The organism is Rhodovarius crocodyli (assembly GCF_004005855.1).
GTDB lineage: Bacteria > Pseudomonadota > Alphaproteobacteria > Acetobacterales > Acetobacteraceae > Rhodovarius > Rhodovarius crocodyli.
The window spans coordinates 23,791-43,410 of the sequence record NZ_SACL01000014.1 but is presented as its reverse complement, the minus strand read 5'-3'; the positions used below and the strand labels follow the sequence as shown (position 1 = coordinate 43,410).

Sequence of the window (19,620 nt, the reverse complement as noted above, 5' to 3'; positions counted from 1 at the left end):
TCGGCGGGTGCCGGCCGCTTCAATATAGGCCCCGGGCACGGGCGTTCCAATGAAAGGCTTGGCAGGCATCATGGGCTCAACGCCCGGGCGCGGCTCCGGTTGAGGCGTAGAAGTCCAGCAACGCCCGGCCCAGCGCCTCCACATCGGCGGGCGCGCGCGCCGGGTGGCGGCGGACGGCGCGCGCGGCCTCCAGCGCCGCCTGTTCCAGGGTCGGCAGGTCATGGCGCGGCAGGCGCCCGTCGCGATAGAGCACCTCGCCGCCCACCATCGTCATCCGCACGTCGCGGCCCGTGGCGCGGCCGGTCAACGCGTGTTCCAGCGGCAGGTCCGGGTCATGGGCGGCGGGCGGGGCCAGGGCCACGATATCGGCCGGCAGGCCGGGGGCGATGCGCCCGCCGGGCAGGCCTGCCACCGCCGCTGCCGTCTCGGTGGCGGCCCGCAGCAGCTCGGCCGGCGGCAGATGCCCCAGCGTGGCCACCAGGCGCAGCTCTCCCCAAGGGTCGCGGTCGTCGTTCAGCTCGCAGTCATCCCCGCCGAGCGCGAGCCGCACACCCGACCGCGCCAGGGCTGAGACGGGCGGCGGGCCGTTGTGCAGGCGCAGGTTGCTGCCGGGGTTCAGCACCAGGGCCGTGCCCGTTCCGGCCATCACCGCCATGTCGTCCGGCGTGAGGTACACGCCATGGGCGGCACTGTTGCGCGGGCCCAGCGCGCCCAGCGCCAGCAGCCGGCGCATCACGCCCTCAGGGTAGATGGCGCGGCACGCCTGCTGTTGGGCGGGGCTTTCCAGCAGGTGGAAATGCAGGCCGGTGGCGCGGTCGCGCGCGGCGGCGGCCAGCTCCGCGAACAGGCGGTCGGACACCCAATGCGGCCCGGCCGGGCCGAACATGAAGCGCAGCCGCGTACCGGCCCAGCGCGCCGACAGCCCATCATGCACCCGCGCCGCCTCGGCCGCGGTGGCGATGAAGGGATGGCGCCGCACCGACTGCGCGAGCGGCCGCAGGGCAGGGGGCAGCCCCGCGATGAAGCCGTCGGTCGCCTCCTCGGGCAGGACCAGCGCGCCGCGATCGGCCACGCCCACGCAGATGGCGGCGCGCATGCCGCTCTCGGCATAGGCGCGGCTCACCTCCGCCAGTTCCTCCTCCTGCGGGCCGCCGTAGGACCAGTTGGCGTGCAGGCAGCCGGTGATGCCGTTGGCCAGCATGCGGGCGGCGGCGAGCAGCACCAGCGGATGGGCGGCGGGCCCCCCGCGCAGGCGGCGGCGGTTGGCCCAGGCCTCCAGCCTGTCATCCGGATAGCCGAGCTGCAGTTGGGACAGCCCGCGCCCGTGCTGATGCGCGCAGGTGAAGCCCGGCACGAGCACCGCGTCGCCCATGTCCAGCACCGGAACGCCAGTGGCCTCCATGCCCAGCGCCGCCACCACGCCGTCGCGCAGCAGCACGCGCGCATCGGGCTGGGGTGGGGTATCGGCGCCGGCCCAGAGCCAGGCGGCGCGCAGCAGCAGATCGGCCATGGGCGCAGCATCGGGCCGAAGGGTGGCCGCGTGAAGGGGCAGCCTGCCTGCCCGATGGGCAAAGCCAGGGGCCTGGCCGCGGTTTTGCCCAGTGAATCGGCTTCTGGCCGGGCCGGGCGCATGCTTCGATCAACCTGTCCCAGGATAGCCGGAAAGTCGGGCCGGGGGCGTCACTCGAGGTCTCCACCCCGATTCCGCCCGCCACCCGAACTGCGTCCGAGCATGAGCCCAGACCCTTCATCCCTCGCCGTTCTGGCCCAGCTTGTCCGCTGGGAAATGGAGACGCTGGCCTATCCGGCCGGTGAATGGGTGCGCCCGGTGGCCGGCGGGCATCAGGTGGCGATCATCGGCGCCGGGCAGTCCGGCATCGCGCTGGCGCTGGCCCTCCGGCGCGCCCGCATCGATGACGTGGTGCTGCTGGATGCCCTGCCCGAGGGCGCCTCCCAGGTCTGGACCGGCTTCGCGCGGATGCACACGCTGCGCACGCCGCGCCATGTGCTGGGGCCGGAGATGGGCATCCCCTCGCTCTCGGTCCGCGCCTGGTATGAGGCGCGCCACGGCGCCGAGGCCTGGGCCGCGCTGCGGCGCATCCCGCGCGTGCATTGGCAGGATTACCTGGACTGGCTGCGCGCCACGCTGGGGCTCTCCGTCCGCTGGAACACCCGGGTGAACGCCATCACCCCCGGCGAGCCCTTCACCCTGGCGACGAGCGGCGGCGAGATCCGAGCCCGGCATGTGGTCCTGGCCACCGGCATCGAGGGGCTGGGCGCCTGGACCATCCCGCCCGCGCTGCTTGCCATCCCCGGCAGCCATCGTGCCCATACGGCGGACCCCATCGATTTCGCGGCACTGGCCGGGCGGCGGGTGCTGGTGCTGGGGGCCGGCGCCTCGGCCTTCGACAATGCGGCCACCGCGCTGGAGGCGGGTGCCGCGAGCGTGACCATGCTGGTGCGCCGCAGCGCCCTGCCGCGCGTGAACCCCTATCGCTGGATGGAGTTCCCGGGCTTCCTCAACCAGTTCGCCGAGCTGCCGGACAGGCTGAAATGGGCCTTCATGCGGCGCATCTTCGGCATGAACCAGCCGCCGCCGCAGGACACATTCAGCCGCTGCGCCGTGCATCCGAACTTCCACCTGCACCTGGGCGCCCCCGTCGATGCCGCGCGCTTCGAGGACGGCGAGATCGCGCTCGACACCCCGCGCGGGGTGTTCGTGGGGGATTTCCTCATCATCGGCACGGGCTTCGCGCAGGACCTCTCGGCACGGCCGGAGCTTTCGGCCATCGCCCCCCACGCCGCGCTGTGGCGCGACCGCTTCACCCCGCCCCCTGGCGAGGAGGACGCGGTGCTCGGCGGCTTTCCCTATCTGGACCCCAGCTTCGCCTTCACGGGGGATGCGCCGTGGCTCGCGCGGCTGCGCGCCTGCACCTTCGGGGCCATGCTGTCCAATGCGGGGGCGGGGGGCATCTCGCCGCTCGGCCCCACCATCCGGCGCATCGCCGCCGGTATCGAGCGGGAGATCTTCCTCTCCCAGGCCGAGGGGCACCTCGCCGACCTTCACGCCTATGCCGAGCCGGAGCTGACCGATCTCCGCCTCGCCTCCGATCCAGGGAATGCCGAATGACACGCGACCCCGACCAGTATCTCGCCGGCCTGCGCGACGGGCGCGCGCTGTTCCTCGACGGCCAGCGCGTGGCCGATGTGACGACCGACCCGGCCTTCGCGGGGGCCGTCGCCACCGCGCGCGGCTTCTATGCGCAGCAGCGCGCCAACCCCGCGCTGATGACCTTCCGCAGCCCGGATAGCGGCGGGGATGTGAACCTTTCCTGGTCGCTGCCGAAAACCCTTGCGGAGTTCCAGGCGCGGCGCCACGCGATGGAGGCCTGGGCGGAACTGACCTGCGGCATGATCGGCCGCAGCCCCGACCATGTGGCCAGCACCTTCGTGGGCTTCATGATGGGGCTCGACGTCTATCAGGCGAATGACCCGAAGCGCGCGGGCGCGCTGGCGGATTACTTCCGTCATATCCGCGACCGCGACCTGTACCTGTCCTATGTCATCGTGAACCCGCAGGCGGACAAGTCGAAGTCTGCCTCCGGGCAGCCGGGGCGGGACCTGGTGGCGCGGGTGGTGGATGAGGACAGCCACGGCATCACCATCCGCGGCGCCAAGATGCTGGCCACCAGCGGGGCCATGGCCGATGAGATGATGGTCTCGGGCTTCGCGGCCCTGCAGCCGGGCGACGAGGCGCATGCCTTCACCGCCGCCGTGCCGATGAACGCCAAGGGCCTCAAGATGCTGTCCCGCCGCAGCTATGCGGCGGCGGCCACCAGCGAGTTCGACTACCCCCTCTCCTCGCGCTTCGACGAGAGCGACAGCGTGGTCGTGTTCGAGGATGTGAAGATCCCCTGGGACCGGGTGTTCGTGCTCAAGGACCTGCGCATGGCCCAGGCCCAATGGCACGAGACGCGCGCGCATGTGATGCAGAACCACCAGTGCATCGTGCGCCTCGCGGTGAAGCTGCGCTTCCTGCTTGGCCTCGCGCACAAGGTGGCCGAGGTGAACGGCCTGCTGAACTTCCCGCAGACGCGCGAGACCCTGGGCCTGCTGGCGGCCAAGGCCAGCAACATCGAGGCGTTGGTGCTGGCGATGGAGGCCAAGGGCGAGAACTACAAGGGTTACTGGGTGCCGGACCGCGCGCTGCTGGTCACGGCCCAGGTCGTCGCCCAGACCACCTACCCGGAATTCATCGAGGCCATCCGCGGCCTGTCGGGCGGGGGCTTGATCATGGTGCCTTCCTCCGCGCGGGATTTCGACGGGGGCGAGGTCGAGAGCCTGATCCTGGCCAGCCAGCGCAGCCCCGCCACCGACAGCGAGGGCCGGGTGAAGACCATGAAGCTGGTGTGGGACGCGATCGGCAGCGAATTCGCCAGCCGCCACCTGCAATATGAGATGTTCTATTCCGGGGCGAGCTTCGTCACACGCGGCAATTCCTATCGCTTCCACGACTGGGCCGGGCCCAAGGCGATGGTGGACGGGCTGATGGGCAGCTACGGCCTGCCGCGCGAAAAGGCCGCCGCCGAATGACGCCCTATGTCAGCGACGTGGTGGTGCAGGGCGCCGCCGACGGGCCTCTGAGGGGCTTGAGCTTCGCGGTGAAGGACCTGTTCGAGGTCGAGGGCACGCGCTCCGGCTGGGGCAGCCCGGACCGGCTGGCCGAGGCGCCGGTGGCGGCGGCCACGGCCTCCGTGCTGCTGCCGGCGCTGGCGGCGGGTGCCACGCTGCGCGGCAAGACCAAGACCGACGAGCTGGCCTGCGGCATGTTCGGCGAGAACCCGCATGACGGCGCGCCGCTGAACCCCGCCGCACCCGGCCGGGTGCCGGGCGGCTCCTCCTCGGGCTCCGCCTCGGCGGTGGGGCTGGGCGATGTGGATTTCGCCTTCGGCACCGATACCGGGGGATCGGTGCGGGTGCCTGCCAGCTTCTGCGGTCTGTTCGGGCTGCGGACGACGCATGGGCGGCTCTCGACTGCCGGGCTGATGCCGATGGCGCCGAGCTTCGACACGGTGGGCTGGCTGGCGCGGGATGCGCGCACGCTGCGCCGGGTGGGCGAATGCTATTTCGGCCCGATCACCCCCGTGCTGCCGCCGCGCATCCTGTTCGCCGAGGACGCCATGGCGCAGTGCGTGCCCGCTGTTGCCAGCGTGGCCCGCGCGGCCATCGAGGCGCTGCCGCGCCTGCACCGCTTCACCCTGTTCGAGGAAGGGGCGGCGCATTGGCTCGCCACCTTCCGGCCGTTGCAGTTGAACGAGCTGTGGGCGACCCATGGCGAATGGGCGACGCGGCCCGGGCGGAACCTGTCGCCTGCGGTCGCCCAGCGCATCGGCATCGCGCGGGAGGTGACGGCGGCCGAGATGGCGCACGCCGTGCCCGCGCGCGCCGCACTTCAGGCCCGCATGGCGGCGCTGTTGGCCGGCGGCGACATCATCGCCCTGCCCACCGCCCATGACCTGCCGCCGCTGCGCGACAGCCCGGTGGAGGCGCAGATCGCCTTTCGCGAACGCACGCTGGCACTGACCTGCATCGCCAGCCTCTGCCGCCTGCCGCAGATCAGCCTGCCGCTGGCATCGCTGGACGGCGTGCCGGTCGGCATTTCCCTTATCGCGGGGTCCGGCCAGGACGCCGCCCTGCTCGCAGCCGCGGAGGCCCTGACCGCATGAAGCCCATCCTGTCCATTGGTCTTTCGGATGCCGACCGTACCCGTGCCATCGCCGATGGCCTGGTCACGATCGAGGGCGTCGAGGCGCGGCCCGAGATCCTGCCCCTGCAGCCGCTGTTCAACATCCAGCTGACCACGCACCGCTTCGATTTGTGCGAGTTCCCGATCGCCACCTGGCTGCGGCATTTCGACCGGCCGCAGCAGGACTACATCGGGATTCCGGTGTTCCCCTCGCGGCATTTCCGCTTCTCCTGCGTGTTCGTGCACAAGGGCCGGGGCCTCGATCATCCGTCGAAGCTGGTGGGCAAGCGCATCGGCACGCCGGTGTGGGACATGGCGGCCGCCGTCTGGCTGCGCGGCATCTTTGACGAGCATTACGGCCTGCCGCGCCGCTCGCCCATCTACGTGAATGCCGGGCTGAACGAGAAGCGCGGCGGCGAGGACCACCCGCAGGAATACCCGGCGGGCCACATCATCGACCACGCCGGCCCGGACAGGCATCTGTCGGAGATGCTGGAGAAGGGGGAGATCGACGCGCTCTACACCGCCCGCGCGCCGGACAGCTTCTTCAGCGCGCCCGACAGGGTGGCTCGGCTGTTTCCGAACTCCATGGAAGCCGAGCTCGACTATTTCCGCCGCACCGGCATCCACCCGCCCATGCACCTGATCTGCGTGAAGCGCCGCTTCGTGGAGGAACACCCCTGGCTGCCGCGCGCGCTGTATGACGCCTTCGCCGAGAGCCAGCGTGTGGCCCAGCGCCGCCTGCACGACAGCGCCACCCTCTCGACCATGCTGCCCTGGCTGCATGAGCACATCGAGATGACGGAGCGCGCCCTGGGCCCCGATTTCTGGTCCAGCGGCTTCCGCGCCAACCGCGACACCTTCGCTCTGCTGATCCGCTACATGCGGGAGGAAGGGCTGCTGCAACGCGAGCTGGCGCCGGAGGACCTGTTCCCCGCCAGCCTGCTGGAGACCTGAGCCATGGTCTCCGTCGAGGACCGCGCCCGCCGCATCGAGGAGAGCAAGGCCAAGATCCGCGCGCCCTTCGCGCTGGATGAGAGCCTGTGCCTGTATTCCCCGCAGGACAATCTGGACAGCCTGCGGCACCCGCGCATCCGGGATTGGTTCGCCTTCACCCATGAACGCTGGCGGCCGGAACTGCCGCCGGCCAGGCGGCGCATCCTGCTGATGCTCCCTTGTACCAAGACCAAGCCCTATGTGCTCTCGACCGAGCATCAGCGCATCAACGCGGCCCTGCTGGGTACGGGCTTCGCGCCCACCGGCGCACCCGATCCGCGCCTGCCGGAGGAGGCGGTGTTCAACCTCTCCACCCTGGCCCATCCGTCGGGCGTGGTGGTGCACCGGGCCGTGATCTCGGAACCGCTGGGCTTCGTGCCCTATGAGCACCTGCTCGACTACGATGTCGGGCCATCTCCCGCCCATGCCTATGACGACCCCGGCCTGTTCGAGGGGCGGGGCAATGCCGTCTCTCCCTGGCGGGCCGACAGCACGGCCGAACGGGTGGGTGCCACGAAATGGCGCTGGGGCGCGAATGAGAAGCGCGCCTATGTGGAAATGCACAACGCGATGGCGCAGGCGGTGGCGGACACCCTGCGCCGTTTCCCTGGCCTGTTCGATGCGCGCATCGCCTGGGTCGCGCCGGGCCTGACCCATCGCAGCTTCGTCGTCGGCCGGGCGGAGCGCGCGGCCCATGGCGTCGTCGCCTATCGCCGGGCCGGCGAGGAGCGCCTGGCGCTGACGGGCGTGAACGACCTGCTGCCGCCCGAACTGGCCATCGATTGCCTGCCCAGCCGTGAAGCCTGCGACGCCGCCCTGCCGCGCCTGGCCGAACGCCTCGGCCTCAGCGTGAAGCAGGCCGTCGGTCCCTTCGGGCGCGGCGGCGGCGACGCCACGCCGCTTGCCTTGCCTGAACTGCTCGAAGGCCTGTTGGCCGAGATCCTGCCCCTGACCCACGCTGCCTGACGGAGAAAGACCCATGCGCCTGACCCGCCGAAGCCTGACCCGCCGAAGCCTGCCGGCCCTTGCCCTGCTGCCCGCCCCCTTTGCCCCGGCCCTGGCGCAGCGCCGCACCATCCGGCTGATGCTGGACTGGACGCCGCAGGGCTATCATTCGGCCTGGTTCCTGGCGGCCGAGCGCGGCTTTTTCGCGCGGGAGGGGCTGGATGTGCAGATCCAGCGCGGCTTCGGCTCGGGTGACGTCATCACCAAGGTGGCGGGCGGTGCCGCCGATATCGGCTTCGGAGACCCGGGGGCGGCGGTGAAGTTCAATGCCGACAACCCGAGCAAGGCGCTGGTCAACGTCTTCCAGTATTTCGACCGGACGCTTGCGGGCTGCGTCACGCTCGCGCGCACAGGCATCGAGAAGCCGGCGGATCTGGTCGGCAAGCGCATCGCGGCACCCCCGGGGGATTCGGGGCGCGTGCTGTTCCCGGCCTTCGCGCGGGCGAACGGCTTCGCCCCCGATGCCGTCACCTGGGTGAATGTGGCCCCGCCCCTGCGTGAGCCGATGCTGTATCGCGGTGAGGCCGATGCCATCACGGCCTTCATATCGGGCGCCTATTTCGGGCTGCGCAGCCTGGGCGCGAACACCGCCGACATCCGCATGTTCCGCTACAACGACCACGGCGTGGACATCTACGGCAACGGCCTGGTGCTGACGCAGGAACTGGCCGCGCGTGAGCCCGAGATGGTGCGCGCCTTCGTCCGCGCCACCGTCGCGGGCGTGAAGGAGGTCCTGCGCGACCCGGCGGCAGCCGTCGCCGCCGTGCGCGCCCGCGAACAGCTGGCCGATGTGCCGCTGGAGGATGAGCGCATGCGCTTCATCTTCCGCGAGGTGGTGCTGACCCCCGCCGTCGCGCGGCATGGCGTGGGCCATGTCGACCCCGCGCGCAGCGAGGCCATGGTCCGGCTGATGGCCCAGGCCTTCGATGTCGCGTCCCCGGCGCCCTGGCAGGCGCTGATGCGCACGGAGTTCCTGCCGCCCGCCGCCGATCGCATGCTGCCCGCCATGGTCGGCTGACCCCCGCCGGGTCTAGGGTGGGCTGCCATGTATGTCCGCTCCACGCCCACCCTGCTCGACCTGCTGATCGCCTGGCGGGGTTCCATCCTGCCCTATATCGCCGGGCGCGCGATGGTGGTGGCCGCCGTCTCCGTCCTGGCGGTGCTGGTGGCGCACCGGCTACCGGGGGATATCGGCGGGGGCGCCGTACCCTTCACGCTGATCGGCCTGTCGCTGTCCATCTTCATGAGCTTCCGCAACAGCGCCTGCTATGACCGCTGGTGGGAGGCGCGGAAGCTGTGGGGCCAGCTGCTGATCGAGACGCGCTCCTTCGCGCGGCAGACCGCGCATCTGCCGCCCGCCCCGCGTGAGGCCATGCTGACCGCGCTGTGCGGTTTCGTGAACGGGCTGAAGGCGCGGCTGCGCGGGGATGACGAACAGGCGACCGTCGCGGCCTGGCTGCCGGCCCCCGCCGCGCTGAATCCCACCGATGCCGCGCTGCGCGAGGTCGGGCGGCACCTGTCCGCCCTTGCGGCCGATGGCGCGATCAGCGAGGTCCGCCATTCCCTGCTGGAAGGCCGCCTGACCGCCATGAGCGGCGTGCAGGCGGGCTGCGAGCGCATCAAATCCACCCCGCTGCCCTTCGCCTACTCGCTGCTGCTGCACCGCACCGCCTGGCTGTTCTGCCTGCTGCTGCCCTTCGGCCTGGCGGGCTCCATCGGATGGTGGACGCCGGCGCTGTCGCTGATCGTCTGCTACACCTTCTTCGGGCTGGACGCGCTGGGCGACCAGCTGGAGGACCCCTTCGGCCGCGAGGTGAACGACCTGCCGCTGGATGCCATGACCAGGCTGCTGGAGCGTGAGTTGCTGGCCGCGGCGGGGCGCACCGATCTGCCGCCGGCGATCGAGGCGCGGGACCATCTGCTGATGTAGGCGTCAATAGGAGGGCGGCGTCACCACCCACAGCACCTTGCAGACCACGCTGCCCGGATTGGCGCAGCGGTGCGGCGTGGTGCTGGGAAAGGCGAAGCTGTCGCCCTCATGCAGCTCGAAGCGCCGCTCCCCGATCCACAGCGCCAGCGTTCCGGCCAGCACATAGCCCGCCTCGGCGCCGTCATGGCTATAGGCGCCGCTGTCCGCCCCGGGCTCGATGGTGCTGACCAGCAGCTCCAGCGGGCCGGAGAGGTTGGGGGAGGCCAGTTCCTCCTGGATGCCGAGGCCCGTGAAGCTCATCCGCCGGCGGCCCTCGGCGCGGACGATGAACTCCACCTCCTCGGGCGGGCGGTCGGGTTGGGGCTGGAAGAACCAGTTGATGTGCACGCCCAGTATGTCGCTGATCGCCTTCAGCGTGCCGATCTGCAGCTTGGAGCGGTCGCGCTCGATCTGGCTCAGATGGCCGATCGAGACACCGAGGCGCGCGGCCATCTCGGCCAGGGTCAGGCCCTTGATCTTGCGCAGCTCACGGATCTGCCCGCCCAGACGCAATTCCTCAGGCATGGCGTTCCAGCCAGCTCAACAGATCCTCACGGAAGGGCAGCATGGACTTGTAGCGCTCCATCTCGGGCGGCAGGGCGCGCACCGCGGCCAGCAGCCGCGCGCCCTCGCCGGGGATGGCCACGATACGCGACAGCGGCGTGACGTGCAGCCTGATGCCGAAGGCGATGGCGCCGGTGCGGGGCAGGCGCCGGAAGGTCTGCCGTTCGACGCGGATGAACAACTCCTCGCCGGCATTGTCGGCCGTGACCCTGGTGTGGAAGTCGTTCACGCCATGGCCGGTGGGCTGGAACAGGGTGGGGTCGTCCATGATGGACCAGTTCAGCCGCTGGGCGATGCGCCCGTCCTTCAGGGTGGACAGGAAACGGTCCACCGGGCGTTCCAGCCTGTCCTTGTAGAAGGGGACGGGGCCATGGATCGCGCCCAGCGGCCGGCCCATCTTGCTGGCCAGCGACCAGCGGCTGGGGAAGCACAGCACGCCCGAGACGAGCGTGAGCGTGCCGTCTCCCTCATCGCGCAGCAGGCAATAGTCCTCGGCGACCAGCCGCCCCGCGAGGTCGAGCGGCGGGCCAGAGGTCAGGTCGTGCGCCTCGTCCAGCAGGTGGTTGCGCAGGGTGTGGCCCTCACGCGTGAACCAGGCGGGGTGATGGGTGGCCAGATGCCCGGCCAGCACCTCCAGCAGCTCCGCCTGCATGGCCTCAGATCCCTCGGCAGCGCCCATCACCTGGCCAGGGCGCTCGGCCAGCAGGCGGCGGCGCTCTGCCATCTGGGCGGGGTAGGTGGTGTCGAACTCGATCCATCCGGGCTCCGGCACCGAGGTGAGGCCGAGCAGCATGCGGAATTCGCCCGTCTCATAGGGCAGGTGGATGGTCGGTTCGGGCAGGGTCATGGCCAACACATAGCGCAGCGCCGAATAATTTCGCGCGAAAATTTCACGATCGGATATTTTTGGCTTCTGGCTTCACGGGTTTGGCCCTAGCGTTCCATCGCCACGCAGAGGTCCCCGCCTTGCCCAGCCAGCGCCTGCCCTTGTTGTTCGCCCCCTTCCGGCTCCGCGATGCCGAGATCCGCAACCGCATCCTCTCGACCGGCCACCAGACCTTCCTGGCCGAGGCGGGCGCCCCCGGCCAGGACATGATCGCCTATCACGAGGCCCGGGCACGGGGCGGCGCGGGGCTCATCATCGTGGAATCGGCACGCTTCCACGCTTCCTCCTTCACCGACAGCCCCGAGCTGATCGTGACCGACGACAGCGCCATCCCCGGCTATCGGGCGCTGGCGCGGGCGGTGCATGCGCAAGGGGCGATGATCTTCGGCCAGCTCTCGCATTCGGGCCGCGTCAGCAAGCGCGTGCGCGGCGGGCTGCGGGACATCGCCTATGCGCCCTCCGCCGTGCCGGACAACCGCTTCCACACCATGCCGCGTGAAATGCCGACGGAGATGGTGGAGGAGCTGGTCGCGGCCTGCGGCACGGCGGCCGGGCGCCTGGTGGAGGCCGGGCTGGACGGGGTGGAGCTGGTGGCCAGCCACGCCCTGCTGTTCGCGCAGTTCCTGAACCCGCGCACCAACCTGCGTACCGACCGCTACGGCGGGTCGCCCGCGAACCGGCTGCGCTTCCTGCAGGAATGCCTCGGCGCCGCGCGGGCGGCCATCGGCGGCGCGGTGCTCGGCATGCGCATCTCGGCCGAGGAGCTGGAGCCCGACGGGCTGGTTCCGGCCGAGGTGATCGAGGCCTGCCGCACCCTCGCGGGGCTCGGCGCGCTGGACTATGTGAACGTCACCGTGGGGTCCATGGCGGGGCAGGGCGGTTCCATCCATGTGGTGCCGCCCATGGGTATTCCGCCCGCCTATGTGGCGCCGCAGGCGGGCGCGCTGCGGGCGGCGACCGGGCTGCCGGTGTTCGTCGCGGGGCGCATCAACCAGCCGCAGATCGCCGAGCAGGTGCTGGCCGCCGGCCAGGCGGACATGGTGGGTATGACGCGCGCCATGATCTCGGACCCCGAGATGCCCAACAAGGCGCGCGAGGGCCGTTTCGACGACATCCGCGCCTGCATCGCCTGCAACCAGGCCTGCATCGGGCATTTCCACGCGGGCTACGGCATTTCCTGCATCCAGAACCCGGTGACGGGGCGGGAGGCGCGGCTGCCGGCAACCCCCGCCGCCGCCCGCAGCGTGCTGGTGGCGGGCGGCGGCCCGGCCGGGATGAAGGCGGCCGTGACCGCCGCGCAGCGCGGCGCCCGGGTGGTGCTGTGCGAGGCGGGGCCGCGCCTGGGCGGCCAGGCCCTGCTGGCGCAGCTGCTGCCGGAGCGCGCCGAATTCGGCGGCCTCATCACCAATCTGGAGCGCGAGCTGGCGCTGTCGGGTGTCGAGATCCGCCTGAACACCCCGGTCGACCGCCCGCTGGTCGAGGCGCTTCGCCCCGATGCCGTGATCGTGGCCACCGGCGCCACCCCCTATGAACCCGCGATCGAGGGCCGCGAGGACGGCCATGTGGTGGGCGCCTGGGAGGTGCTGCGCGGCACCGCCAACACGGGCGCCGGCGTGCTGGTCGCCGACTGGCGGGCGGATTGGGTGGGCATGGGCGTCGCCGAGAAGCTGGTGCTGGAAGGCCATCGCGTGACGCTGGCGGTCAATGCCGCCCATGCGGGCTTCAACCTGCAGCTCTATCTGCGCAGCCAATGGGCGGGGCGGCTGCACCGGCTGGGGGTGGAGGTGATCCCGGACGCGCGGCTGTTCGGCGTGGACGGCACCACCGCGTATCTCGCGCATATCGTCTCAGGCGAGCCGATTCTGCGCGAGGGGGTGGACACGGTGGTGCTGGCCACCGGCCACGCCGCCGAGGCCGGGCTGGAGCAGGCGCTGGAAGGGCTGGGGGTGCCGGTGCTGCTGGCGGGGGACTGCCTTTCCCCGCGCAGCGCGGAGGAAGCAGTCTATGAGGGCATGCTGGCCGGTCGTCGGATCTGATATGCGTAGGCTTCAATTGATTTGAATTCAAATTATATGGATACCAAGCGGCATGCCTCCCGCACGCCTCCGCTTCGGTTTCCGCTTCGTCGTCCTGGCCCGCCAATGGCGGCGCGCGCTGGATGAGCGCTTCACCCGAGCCGCGCTGTCCGACGCCACCTGGACCACGCTGATCCACCTGCAGGAACTGGGCGACGGTGCCACCCAGAAGCAGCTGGCGGCGCAGGTCGGCATCGATGCGTCCTCCCTGGTGCGGCTGCTGGACATTCTGGAAGGGCAGGGGCTGATCGAGCGCCGGGCCGGTGAGGCCGACCGCCGCGCCCGCCACCTGTTCCTCACTGATGCCGGGCACGCGCGCGTGGCGGCGCTCCGCGGCCCGCTGCTGGAGGCCGAGCGCGAGATGCTGGCCGAATTCTCCGACGAGGAACTGGACGGCCTGCTCGACGCCTTCGACCGGATCGAGGCGGGCATCGAGCGGCTGAGGGCCCGGCCGTGACCCGGCTCGGCTTCGATCCCGCCCGGCTGGGCTTCGCGCTGCGCACGGCGCCGCTGGCCTGCCTGGCGCTCTACATCGCCTGGGCGATGGGGCTGGAGCACCCGCAATGGGCGGCGATGACGGTCTGGGCCACGGCCCAGCCTTCCCGCGGGCAGTTGCTGGAAAAGGGGCTGTTCCGCTCGCTCGGCACCGTGGTGGGGGCGCTGGCGGGGGTGCTGCTGGTCTGGGCCAGCGGCGGTCAGCCGGCCTGGCTGGCACCGGGCCTCGCGGCCTGGATCGCGCTCTGTGCCTTCTGGGGCAATGTGTTGCGGGGCTTCGTGTCCTACGGCTTCATCCTGGCGGGGTATTCGGCGGCAATGGTCTCGCTGCTGGACAGCGGGCATCCGGACCATGTGCTGCTGTTGGGGCTGGACCGGATGGCCACCGTGCTGGTCGGCGCGCTGACGGCACTCGCCGCGGGTTGGCTGATCACCCCCGCGCTGCCGGCACAGGGCCTGCCGGGGCGCGTGAACGCGCTGACGGCCCGCCTGCTGCGCGCCATGGCCGAACCCGGCACGGCGGACACCACCCCCCTGCTGCGGGAAATGGCCGCCATCGAGGAGGCGCTGGAGGCCCATGGCGCGGGTTCCCTGCGGCAGCGCCGCGCCGTGCGCGCCATCCGCCTGCTGCTGACGGCCGAGGTCTCGGCCATCCTGTGGCTGAAATCCCGCCGCGTGCCGGCGCCCGGCATCGCCGCCATGCTGCTGGCGGCGGCGGAGGCCGTGGAGGCCGGCCGCACCCCGGCGCTGGACGCTGAACGCGACGGGGACGTGCCGCTGTGCGAGGTGCTGGCCCGGCTGTCCGCCTGCCTCGCCCAGGGCGCCGTGACCCTGCCCGGCCACCCCCTGGTGCTGCATCGGGATTGGGTGGGCGCGCGCCAGGCCGCGATGCGGGCCCTGGCCGCCATGCTGGGCGTGGGGCTGCTCTGGGTGCTGAGCGGGTGGGAGGGCGGCGCATTCATGCTGCTGGGCACGGCGGTCATGACCTCCCTGTTCTCGACCATGGACAATCCGGCGCTGGTGATGCGCTTCGTGGCCCAGGGGCAGGTGCTGGGCGTGGCGGGGGCGCTGGCATGCCGCTGGCTGGCCTGGCCATGGGCCACCGATGCGCAGCAGCTGGTCCTGCTGATGATGCCGTTCATCATGCTGGGCGTGCCCATCCTGGCGCACCGCCGCACGGCGCCCATGGGCTTCGACTACTGCATGGTGATGCTGCTGATGTCGCAGCCGCATTTTCCGCTGGCGGGCAGCTTCCAGCACTCGCTGGCCATGGGGGCGGCCGTCGTCGCGGGCCCGGCCGTGGCGCTGTGCTTCTACCGGCTGGTCTATCCCACCGATGCCCGCAGCCGCATGCGCGTGCTGGTGGCGATGATGGTGCGGGAACTGCGCGACATGGCCGCCCCCGGCGCCACCCCCAGCCCGACGCTGTGGCGCGCGCGGCTGTATCACCGGTTGCTGCGCCTGGTCGGCTGGGCGGAGAAGACCGGTGCCTCCGGTGCCGCCGACGGGGGGCTGGCGGTGCTGGCGTTGGGCGGCGCCGTGCTGCGGCTGCAGGCCCTGCGGCGAGAGGCGCTGCCCGACGGCTGCACCCGTGCCGTGGCGGCCGCGCTGAAGCGCCTGCACCAGGACCCGGGCGACGCCGGCACGGTGCTGGCCATCGCGGCCACGCGGCTGGAACGGGCGGGCAGGGCGGAAGCCGAGGCGATGCGCTTCGCCGTGCGCGCGCTGGCGGCGCAGCGGGGGTTTTTCGCCTAGCCGTCGCCCCGCTCCAGCGCCGCCTCGATCTCGGCCACCGTCTCGGCCAGTGCGCCGAGGCACCGCGCCACCCCTTCCTGCTGGCCGATCACCCGGGCCATCCAGATGACGGACAGGCTGCCCAGCAGCCGGCCCTGATGGCGCACCGGCAGCGCGACCGAGCCCGTATGCGGCCAGCGCGGCCCGCCCTGGCGCAGCCCGTGCCCGCGCCGGCGCGCGCCCGCCACCCCGCGCAGCGCGGCCCGCGCCTCCACCTCGTCGCGCGCCGCCAAACCTACCAGCTCCCGCGCCTCGGCCTCCGGCAGGGCCGCCAGATAGGCCTGGCCGGCCGAGCTTTCCAGCAGCGGGATCTCGCGGCCGGCCATGTTGCGGTCGATGGAATAGGGCGCGATGCGGTGGGTGGTCTCGCGGATCACCAGATGCGTGCCCTCCAGCGTCATCAGGTCGCAGGGCCATAGCAGGCGGCGGGTCAGCGCCTGCATGGCGGGTGCCGCGACCGCGCCGATCCAGTGCTCGTCCTCGAAGCCGTCCGACAGGGCGCGCACCTTCAGCCGCGGCCGGAACCGGTCGTCCGAGGGGCTGCGCGTGACGTAGCCTTCCTCCAGCAGCGTCTGCATCAGGCGGTAGATGGTGGGGCGCGGGATGGCGGTGTCGCGCGCCAGCTCCAGCGCGGTGGCGGAGCCGCGCCGGTTCAGCGCCTCCAGCGCCATCAGGCCGCGCGCCAGGCCGCGCACGGGCTTGGGTGTCCGCATTTCTCTCCCCGCTCGTGTCCATCTGGTGGACATCTCGCAGCGAAGCTTTGCACCGCGCCCCGCTTCCTGGGAAGCATCGCCGCAAGAAAGGGAGGACGCGGCATGCAGGAGCATGATCTGCCGCCGGTAGATGTCGCCATCATCGGCTATGGCCCGGTGGGGGCCACGCTGGCCAACATGCTGGGCCGGCGCGGCCTGTCGGTGCTGGTGCTGGAACGCGAGGCCGCCGCCTATCACCTGCCGCGCGCCGTGCATTTCGACGATGAGGTGATGCGCGTCTTCCAGTCCATCGGCCTGGCGGAGGCGATCGAGCCCACCACCCATGTCTCGCCCGGCATGCGCTTCGTGGACGCGGAGGGCGCGCTGCTGCTGGACTGGCCGCGCCCCACCACGCGCGGCCCGCAGCACTGGCACGCCAGCTACCGCTTCCATCAGCCCGAGCTGGAGGACGTGCTGCGCCGGGGTGTCGCGCGCTTCCCCACCGTGACGCTGCGCGCCCGCACCGAGGTCTTCGCGCTGGACCAGGCACCGGGCCAGGTGCTGATCCGCGCCGAGGAACTGGCGACCGGCCGGCTGCTGCGCATCCCCGCGCGCTATGTGGTGGGCTGCGACGGCGCGCGTTCCACCGTGCGGCGCTTCATGGGCGCCGCGATGGAGGATCTGGGCTTCCATGAGCCGTGGCTGGTGGTGGACCTGATCCTGTCGCGTCCGCGCCCGGATCTGGGCGATGCCAGCGTGCAGCATTGCGACCCCGCCCGCGCCGCCACCTATGTGCGCGGCACCGGCGACCGCAGGCGGTGGGAAATCGCGCTGCTGCCCGGCGAGGACCCTGCCGCGATGTGCGCGCCGGAGCAGGTCTGGCGCCTGCTGTCGCGTTGGATCACCCCCGACGACGCGCGGATCGAACGCGCCGCGGCCTATGTGTTCCATTCCGCCATCGCCACGCGCTGGCGGGAGGGGCGGCTGCTGCTGGCCGGGGATTCGGCGCATCTGACCCCGCCTTTCCTGGGCCAGGGAATGTGCGCCGGCATCCGGGACGCGGCCAATCTCGGCTGGAAGCTGGCCGCCGTGCTGGGCGGGGCGGATGACGCCTTGCTGGACAGCTATCAGGCCGAACGCTCCCCGCATGTGCGCGCCTATATCGAGCGCGCGGTGCAGCTGGGCGGGCTGATCAACACCCGCGCGATGGACCGGGCACTGGCGTTGGAGGAAGGCGGGGGGCGCATTTCCAGCATCCGGCCGCGCCTGGGGCCAGGGTTGTCGGCGGGCTGGACCGAGGCCACCGGCACCATCGCCCCGCAGCCGCGCCTTTCCTGCGGCCGGTTGCTGGATGAGGTGACGGGCGACGGCTTTGCCCTGCTGGCCCGCCCAGGCACGGAAGGTGCCATCACCGACCCTGCCGTACAGCCTTTCCTGGACCAGCTCGGCGCCATGGCCGTGATGCTCCGCCCCGACCGCTACATCCTGGGCGCCGCGCGGGACGCGCGCGAGATGACCCAGCTTCTCTCAGCCATACCAAGCCGCCACTACGGAGACGCCGCATGAAACTGCTGTCCTATATCGCCGCCGACGGAACCCCGCGCTTCGGTGCCGTGAAGGGGGAGGGCGTCGTGACCCTCAACACCCTGGCGCCCACGCTGCGCGCCCTGCTGGCCGTGCCGGACGGGCTGGCCCAGGCTGCCGCGCTCGTCGCCTCGAAGCAGCCGGATGTGGCGCTCTCGGGCCTCACCTACGCCCCCGTCATCCCGGACCCGGACAAGATCATCTGCGTGGGCCTGAACTACCACGACCACGTGCAGGAGACGGGGCGCACCGTCACCGCCAACCCGGCGCTCTTCGCCCGCTTCGCCGGCAGCCAGATCGGGCATGGCCAGCCGCTGGTACGGCCGAATGCCTCCGATGAATTCGACTATGAGGCGGAGCTCGTCGTCATCATCGGCAAGGGCGGGCGGCACATCCCGGCCGAGGCGGCGCTTGCCCATGTGGCCGGCTATTCCTGCTACAACGAGGGCTCCATCCGCGACTATCAGCGCCACACCAGCCAGTTCCTCGCGGGCAAGACCTTTGCCGGCACCGGCGCCTTCGGCCCCTGGATGGTCACGGCGGACGAGATCCCGGACCCCACCACCCTGACCCTGGAAGGGCGGCTGAACGGGCAGGTGGTGCAGCACACCTCGGTCGGGCAGATGATCACGCCCATCCCGCAGCTGATCGCCTATATCTCGACCGTGCTGCCGCTGCTGCCGGGCGATGTGATCGTCAGCGGCACGCCGGGCGGGGTGGGCGCGAAGCGCAACCCGCCGCTCTGGATGAAGCCCGGCGACGTGGCCGAGATCGAGGTCTCCGGCATCGGCATCCTGCGCAACCCCGTGGTGCAGGAGGGGGCGGCATGACACCCCAGGCCCTCGGCTATATCGGGATCCAGTCCGACAGGCTGGATGACTGGAGCGGCTTCGCCACGAAGCTGCTCGGCATGCAGGCGCTGGACGGCGCTGCCTCCTCCCGCGCCTTCCGCATGGATGACCGCGCGCAGCGCCTGCTGGTCAGCCGCGACCGCGCGGAGGGGCTGGCCTTCCTGGGCTGGGAAATGGCCGATGCGGCGGCGATGGAGGCGCTTGCCGCGAAGTTCTCGGACCACGGCATCGCCGTCGCGCGCGGCAGCCGGGCGCTCGCCGCCGAACGCCAGGTGGCGGACCTGATCGTGTTCCATGACCCCGCGGGCACGCGGCTGGAGGCCTTCCACGGCGCCGTCCGCGCCGACACGCCCTTCGAGCCGGGCCGGCCCATCTCGGGCTTCCGGACCGGGGCGCTGGGCATGGGCCACGCGGTGCTGCATGTGGCCGATGCCACGGCGCTGCTGCCCTTCTATCGCGACGTGCTGGGCTTTCATGTCAGCGACTACGGGCTCACGCCCTATCCGCTGTACTTCTTCCATGTGAACGGGCGCCACCACAGCTTCGCCATGGTGGGATCGGGCCGCACGGGCATGCACCATTTCATGGTCGAGCTCGGCATGCTGGACGATGTGGGCCAGGGCTATGACCTGGCGCAGCTGGAGGAAGGGCGTGTCGCCTATACGCTCGGGCGCCACACCAACGACCACATGACCTCCTTCTACGCCAACACGCCCTCCGGCTTCTTCGTCGAATATGGCTGGGGTGGGCGGCTGGTGGACCCTGCCACCTGGCAGCCGCACGAGACCTTCGACGGGCCGAGCTTCTGGGGGCATGAGCGCCTGAGCATGCCGGAGGCCCAGCGCAAGGCCCTGCGGGACATGCGCCTGGCCGCCGCCGCGAAGGGGCTTCGCGCGCCGGTGGAATTCGGACCCGGCTGCGTCTGGTTCGAGGAAGCGCGCCGCCGCGCCTGAACGACAAGAA

General features: G+C 71.4%; 17 protein-coding genes. 13 read left to right on the top strand and 4 right to left on the bottom strand.

The genetic code is table 11. The annotated features are described in order from the left end of the window. Positions 1-76: 76 nt before the first annotated feature. A complete protein-coding gene (locus EOD42_RS23975) occupies positions 77-1,510 on the bottom strand; it encodes an amidohydrolase family protein (RefSeq protein WP_127790132.1) in 1,434 nt (477 codons plus the stop codon). A gap of 222 nt (positions 1,511-1,732) precedes the next feature. On the opposite strand from EOD42_RS23975, the gene EOD42_RS23970 reads away from it, so the two are divergent. From EOD42_RS23970 to EOD42_RS23940, 7 genes are read left to right on the top strand one after another with little or no spacing between them, the layout of a single operon-like run. Next, complete coding sequence (locus tag EOD42_RS23970) at positions 1,733-3,130, top strand: NAD(P)-binding domain-containing protein (protein WP_127790131.1); 1,398 nt, start codon at positions 1,733-1,735, stop codon at positions 3,128-3,130. Then, the gene (locus EOD42_RS23965) at positions 3,127-4,593 is read left to right on the top strand and encodes a 4-hydroxyphenylacetate 3-hydroxylase family protein (protein ID WP_127790130.1); all 1,467 of its coding nucleotides are present in this window, start codon (positions 3,127-3,129) and stop codon (positions 4,591-4,593) included. Before EOD42_RS23970 ends, EOD42_RS23965 begins: the two co-directional genes overlap by 4 nt. After that, positions 4,590-5,726, top strand: coding sequence for an amidase (locus EOD42_RS23960; protein ID WP_127790129.1), 1,137 nt, complete (start codon positions 4,590-4,592; stop codon positions 5,724-5,726). The genes EOD42_RS23965 and EOD42_RS23960 overlap by 4 nt, the downstream gene beginning before the upstream one ends. Beyond that, positions 5,723-6,703, top strand: coding sequence for a substrate-binding domain-containing protein (locus EOD42_RS23955; protein ID WP_127790128.1), 981 nt, complete (start codon positions 5,723-5,725; stop codon positions 6,701-6,703). Before EOD42_RS23960 ends, EOD42_RS23955 begins: the two co-directional genes overlap by 4 nt. Before the next feature lie 3 nt (positions 6,704-6,706). Continuing rightward, positions 6,707-7,708: a hypothetical protein gene (locus EOD42_RS23950; protein WP_127790127.1), complete on the top strand. Its 1,002-nt coding sequence runs from the start codon at positions 6,707-6,709 to the stop codon at positions 7,706-7,708. A gap of 13 nt (positions 7,709-7,721) precedes the next feature. Continuing rightward, the gene (locus tag EOD42_RS23945) at positions 7,722-8,765 is read left to right on the top strand and encodes an ABC transporter substrate-binding protein (RefSeq protein ID WP_127790126.1); all 1,044 of its coding nucleotides are present in this window, start codon (positions 7,722-7,724) and stop codon (positions 8,763-8,765) included. 27 nt (positions 8,766-8,792) lie between these two features. Continuing rightward, a complete protein-coding gene (locus EOD42_RS23940) occupies positions 8,793-9,677 on the top strand; it encodes a bestrophin family protein (RefSeq protein WP_127790125.1) in 885 nt (294 codons plus the stop codon). Between the two features lie 3 nt (positions 9,678-9,680). On the opposite strand, the gene EOD42_RS23935 is transcribed toward EOD42_RS23940, so the two are convergent. After that, positions 9,681-10,241: a helix-turn-helix domain-containing protein gene (locus EOD42_RS23935; protein ID WP_127790124.1), complete on the bottom strand. Its 561-nt coding sequence runs from the start codon at positions 10,239-10,241 to the stop codon at positions 9,681-9,683. Further along, the gene (locus tag EOD42_RS23930; RefSeq protein WP_240655275.1) at positions 10,234-11,127 is read right to left on the bottom strand and encodes a heme-dependent oxidative N-demethylase family protein; all 894 of its coding nucleotides are present in this window, start codon (positions 11,125-11,127) and stop codon (positions 10,234-10,236) included. Before EOD42_RS23930 ends, EOD42_RS23935 begins: the two co-directional genes overlap by 8 nt. A gap of 119 nt (positions 11,128-11,246) precedes the next feature. Here EOD42_RS23930 and EOD42_RS23925 point away from each other — a divergent pair, with 119 nt between their 5' ends. The 3 genes from EOD42_RS23925 to EOD42_RS23915 are packed head-to-tail and all read left to right on the top strand — an operon-like array spanning position 11,247 to position 15,491. Next, entirely contained in the window at positions 11,247-13,202 is a 1,956-nt protein-coding gene (locus EOD42_RS23925) for an oxidoreductase (protein WP_127790123.1), read from the top strand. 52 nt (positions 13,203-13,254) lie between these two features. Beyond that, complete coding sequence (locus tag EOD42_RS23920; RefSeq protein WP_127790122.1) at positions 13,255-13,698, top strand: MarR family winged helix-turn-helix transcriptional regulator; 444 nt, start codon at positions 13,255-13,257, stop codon at positions 13,696-13,698. After that, a complete protein-coding gene (locus tag EOD42_RS23915) occupies positions 13,695-15,491 on the top strand; it encodes an FUSC family protein (RefSeq protein ID WP_206020448.1) in 1,797 nt (598 codons plus the stop codon). Before EOD42_RS23920 ends, EOD42_RS23915 begins: the two co-directional genes overlap by 4 nt. On the opposite strand, the gene EOD42_RS23910 is transcribed toward EOD42_RS23915, so the two are convergent. Next, positions 15,488-16,243 carry a helix-turn-helix domain-containing protein gene (locus EOD42_RS23910; RefSeq protein ID WP_164868100.1) on the bottom strand — a complete coding sequence of 252 codons (756 nt, stop codon included), beginning with the start codon at positions 16,241-16,243 and terminating at the stop codon, positions 15,488-15,490. The two genes, EOD42_RS23915 and EOD42_RS23910, sit on opposite strands and share 4 nt — an antisense overlap. A 102-nt stretch (positions 16,244-16,345) precedes the next feature. Here EOD42_RS23910 and mhpA point away from each other — a divergent pair, with 102 nt between their 5' ends. The 3 genes from mhpA to EOD42_RS23895 are packed head-to-tail and all read left to right on the top strand — an operon-like array spanning position 16,346 to position 19,610. Next, the gene (gene mhpA, locus EOD42_RS23905) at positions 16,346-17,788 is read left to right on the top strand and encodes a bifunctional 3-(3-hydroxy-phenyl)propionate/3-hydroxycinnamic acid hydroxylase MhpA (protein WP_127790120.1); all 1,443 of its coding nucleotides are present in this window, start codon (positions 16,346-16,348) and stop codon (positions 17,786-17,788) included. After that, a complete protein-coding gene (locus EOD42_RS23900; protein WP_127790119.1) occupies positions 17,785-18,636 on the top strand; it encodes a fumarylacetoacetate hydrolase family protein in 852 nt (283 codons plus the stop codon). Before mhpA ends, EOD42_RS23900 begins: the two co-directional genes overlap by 4 nt. Further along, a complete protein-coding gene (locus EOD42_RS23895; RefSeq protein ID WP_127790118.1) occupies positions 18,633-19,610 on the top strand; it encodes a VOC family protein in 978 nt (325 codons plus the stop codon). Before EOD42_RS23900 ends, EOD42_RS23895 begins: the two co-directional genes overlap by 4 nt. Positions 19,611-19,620: the final 10 nt, after the last annotated feature.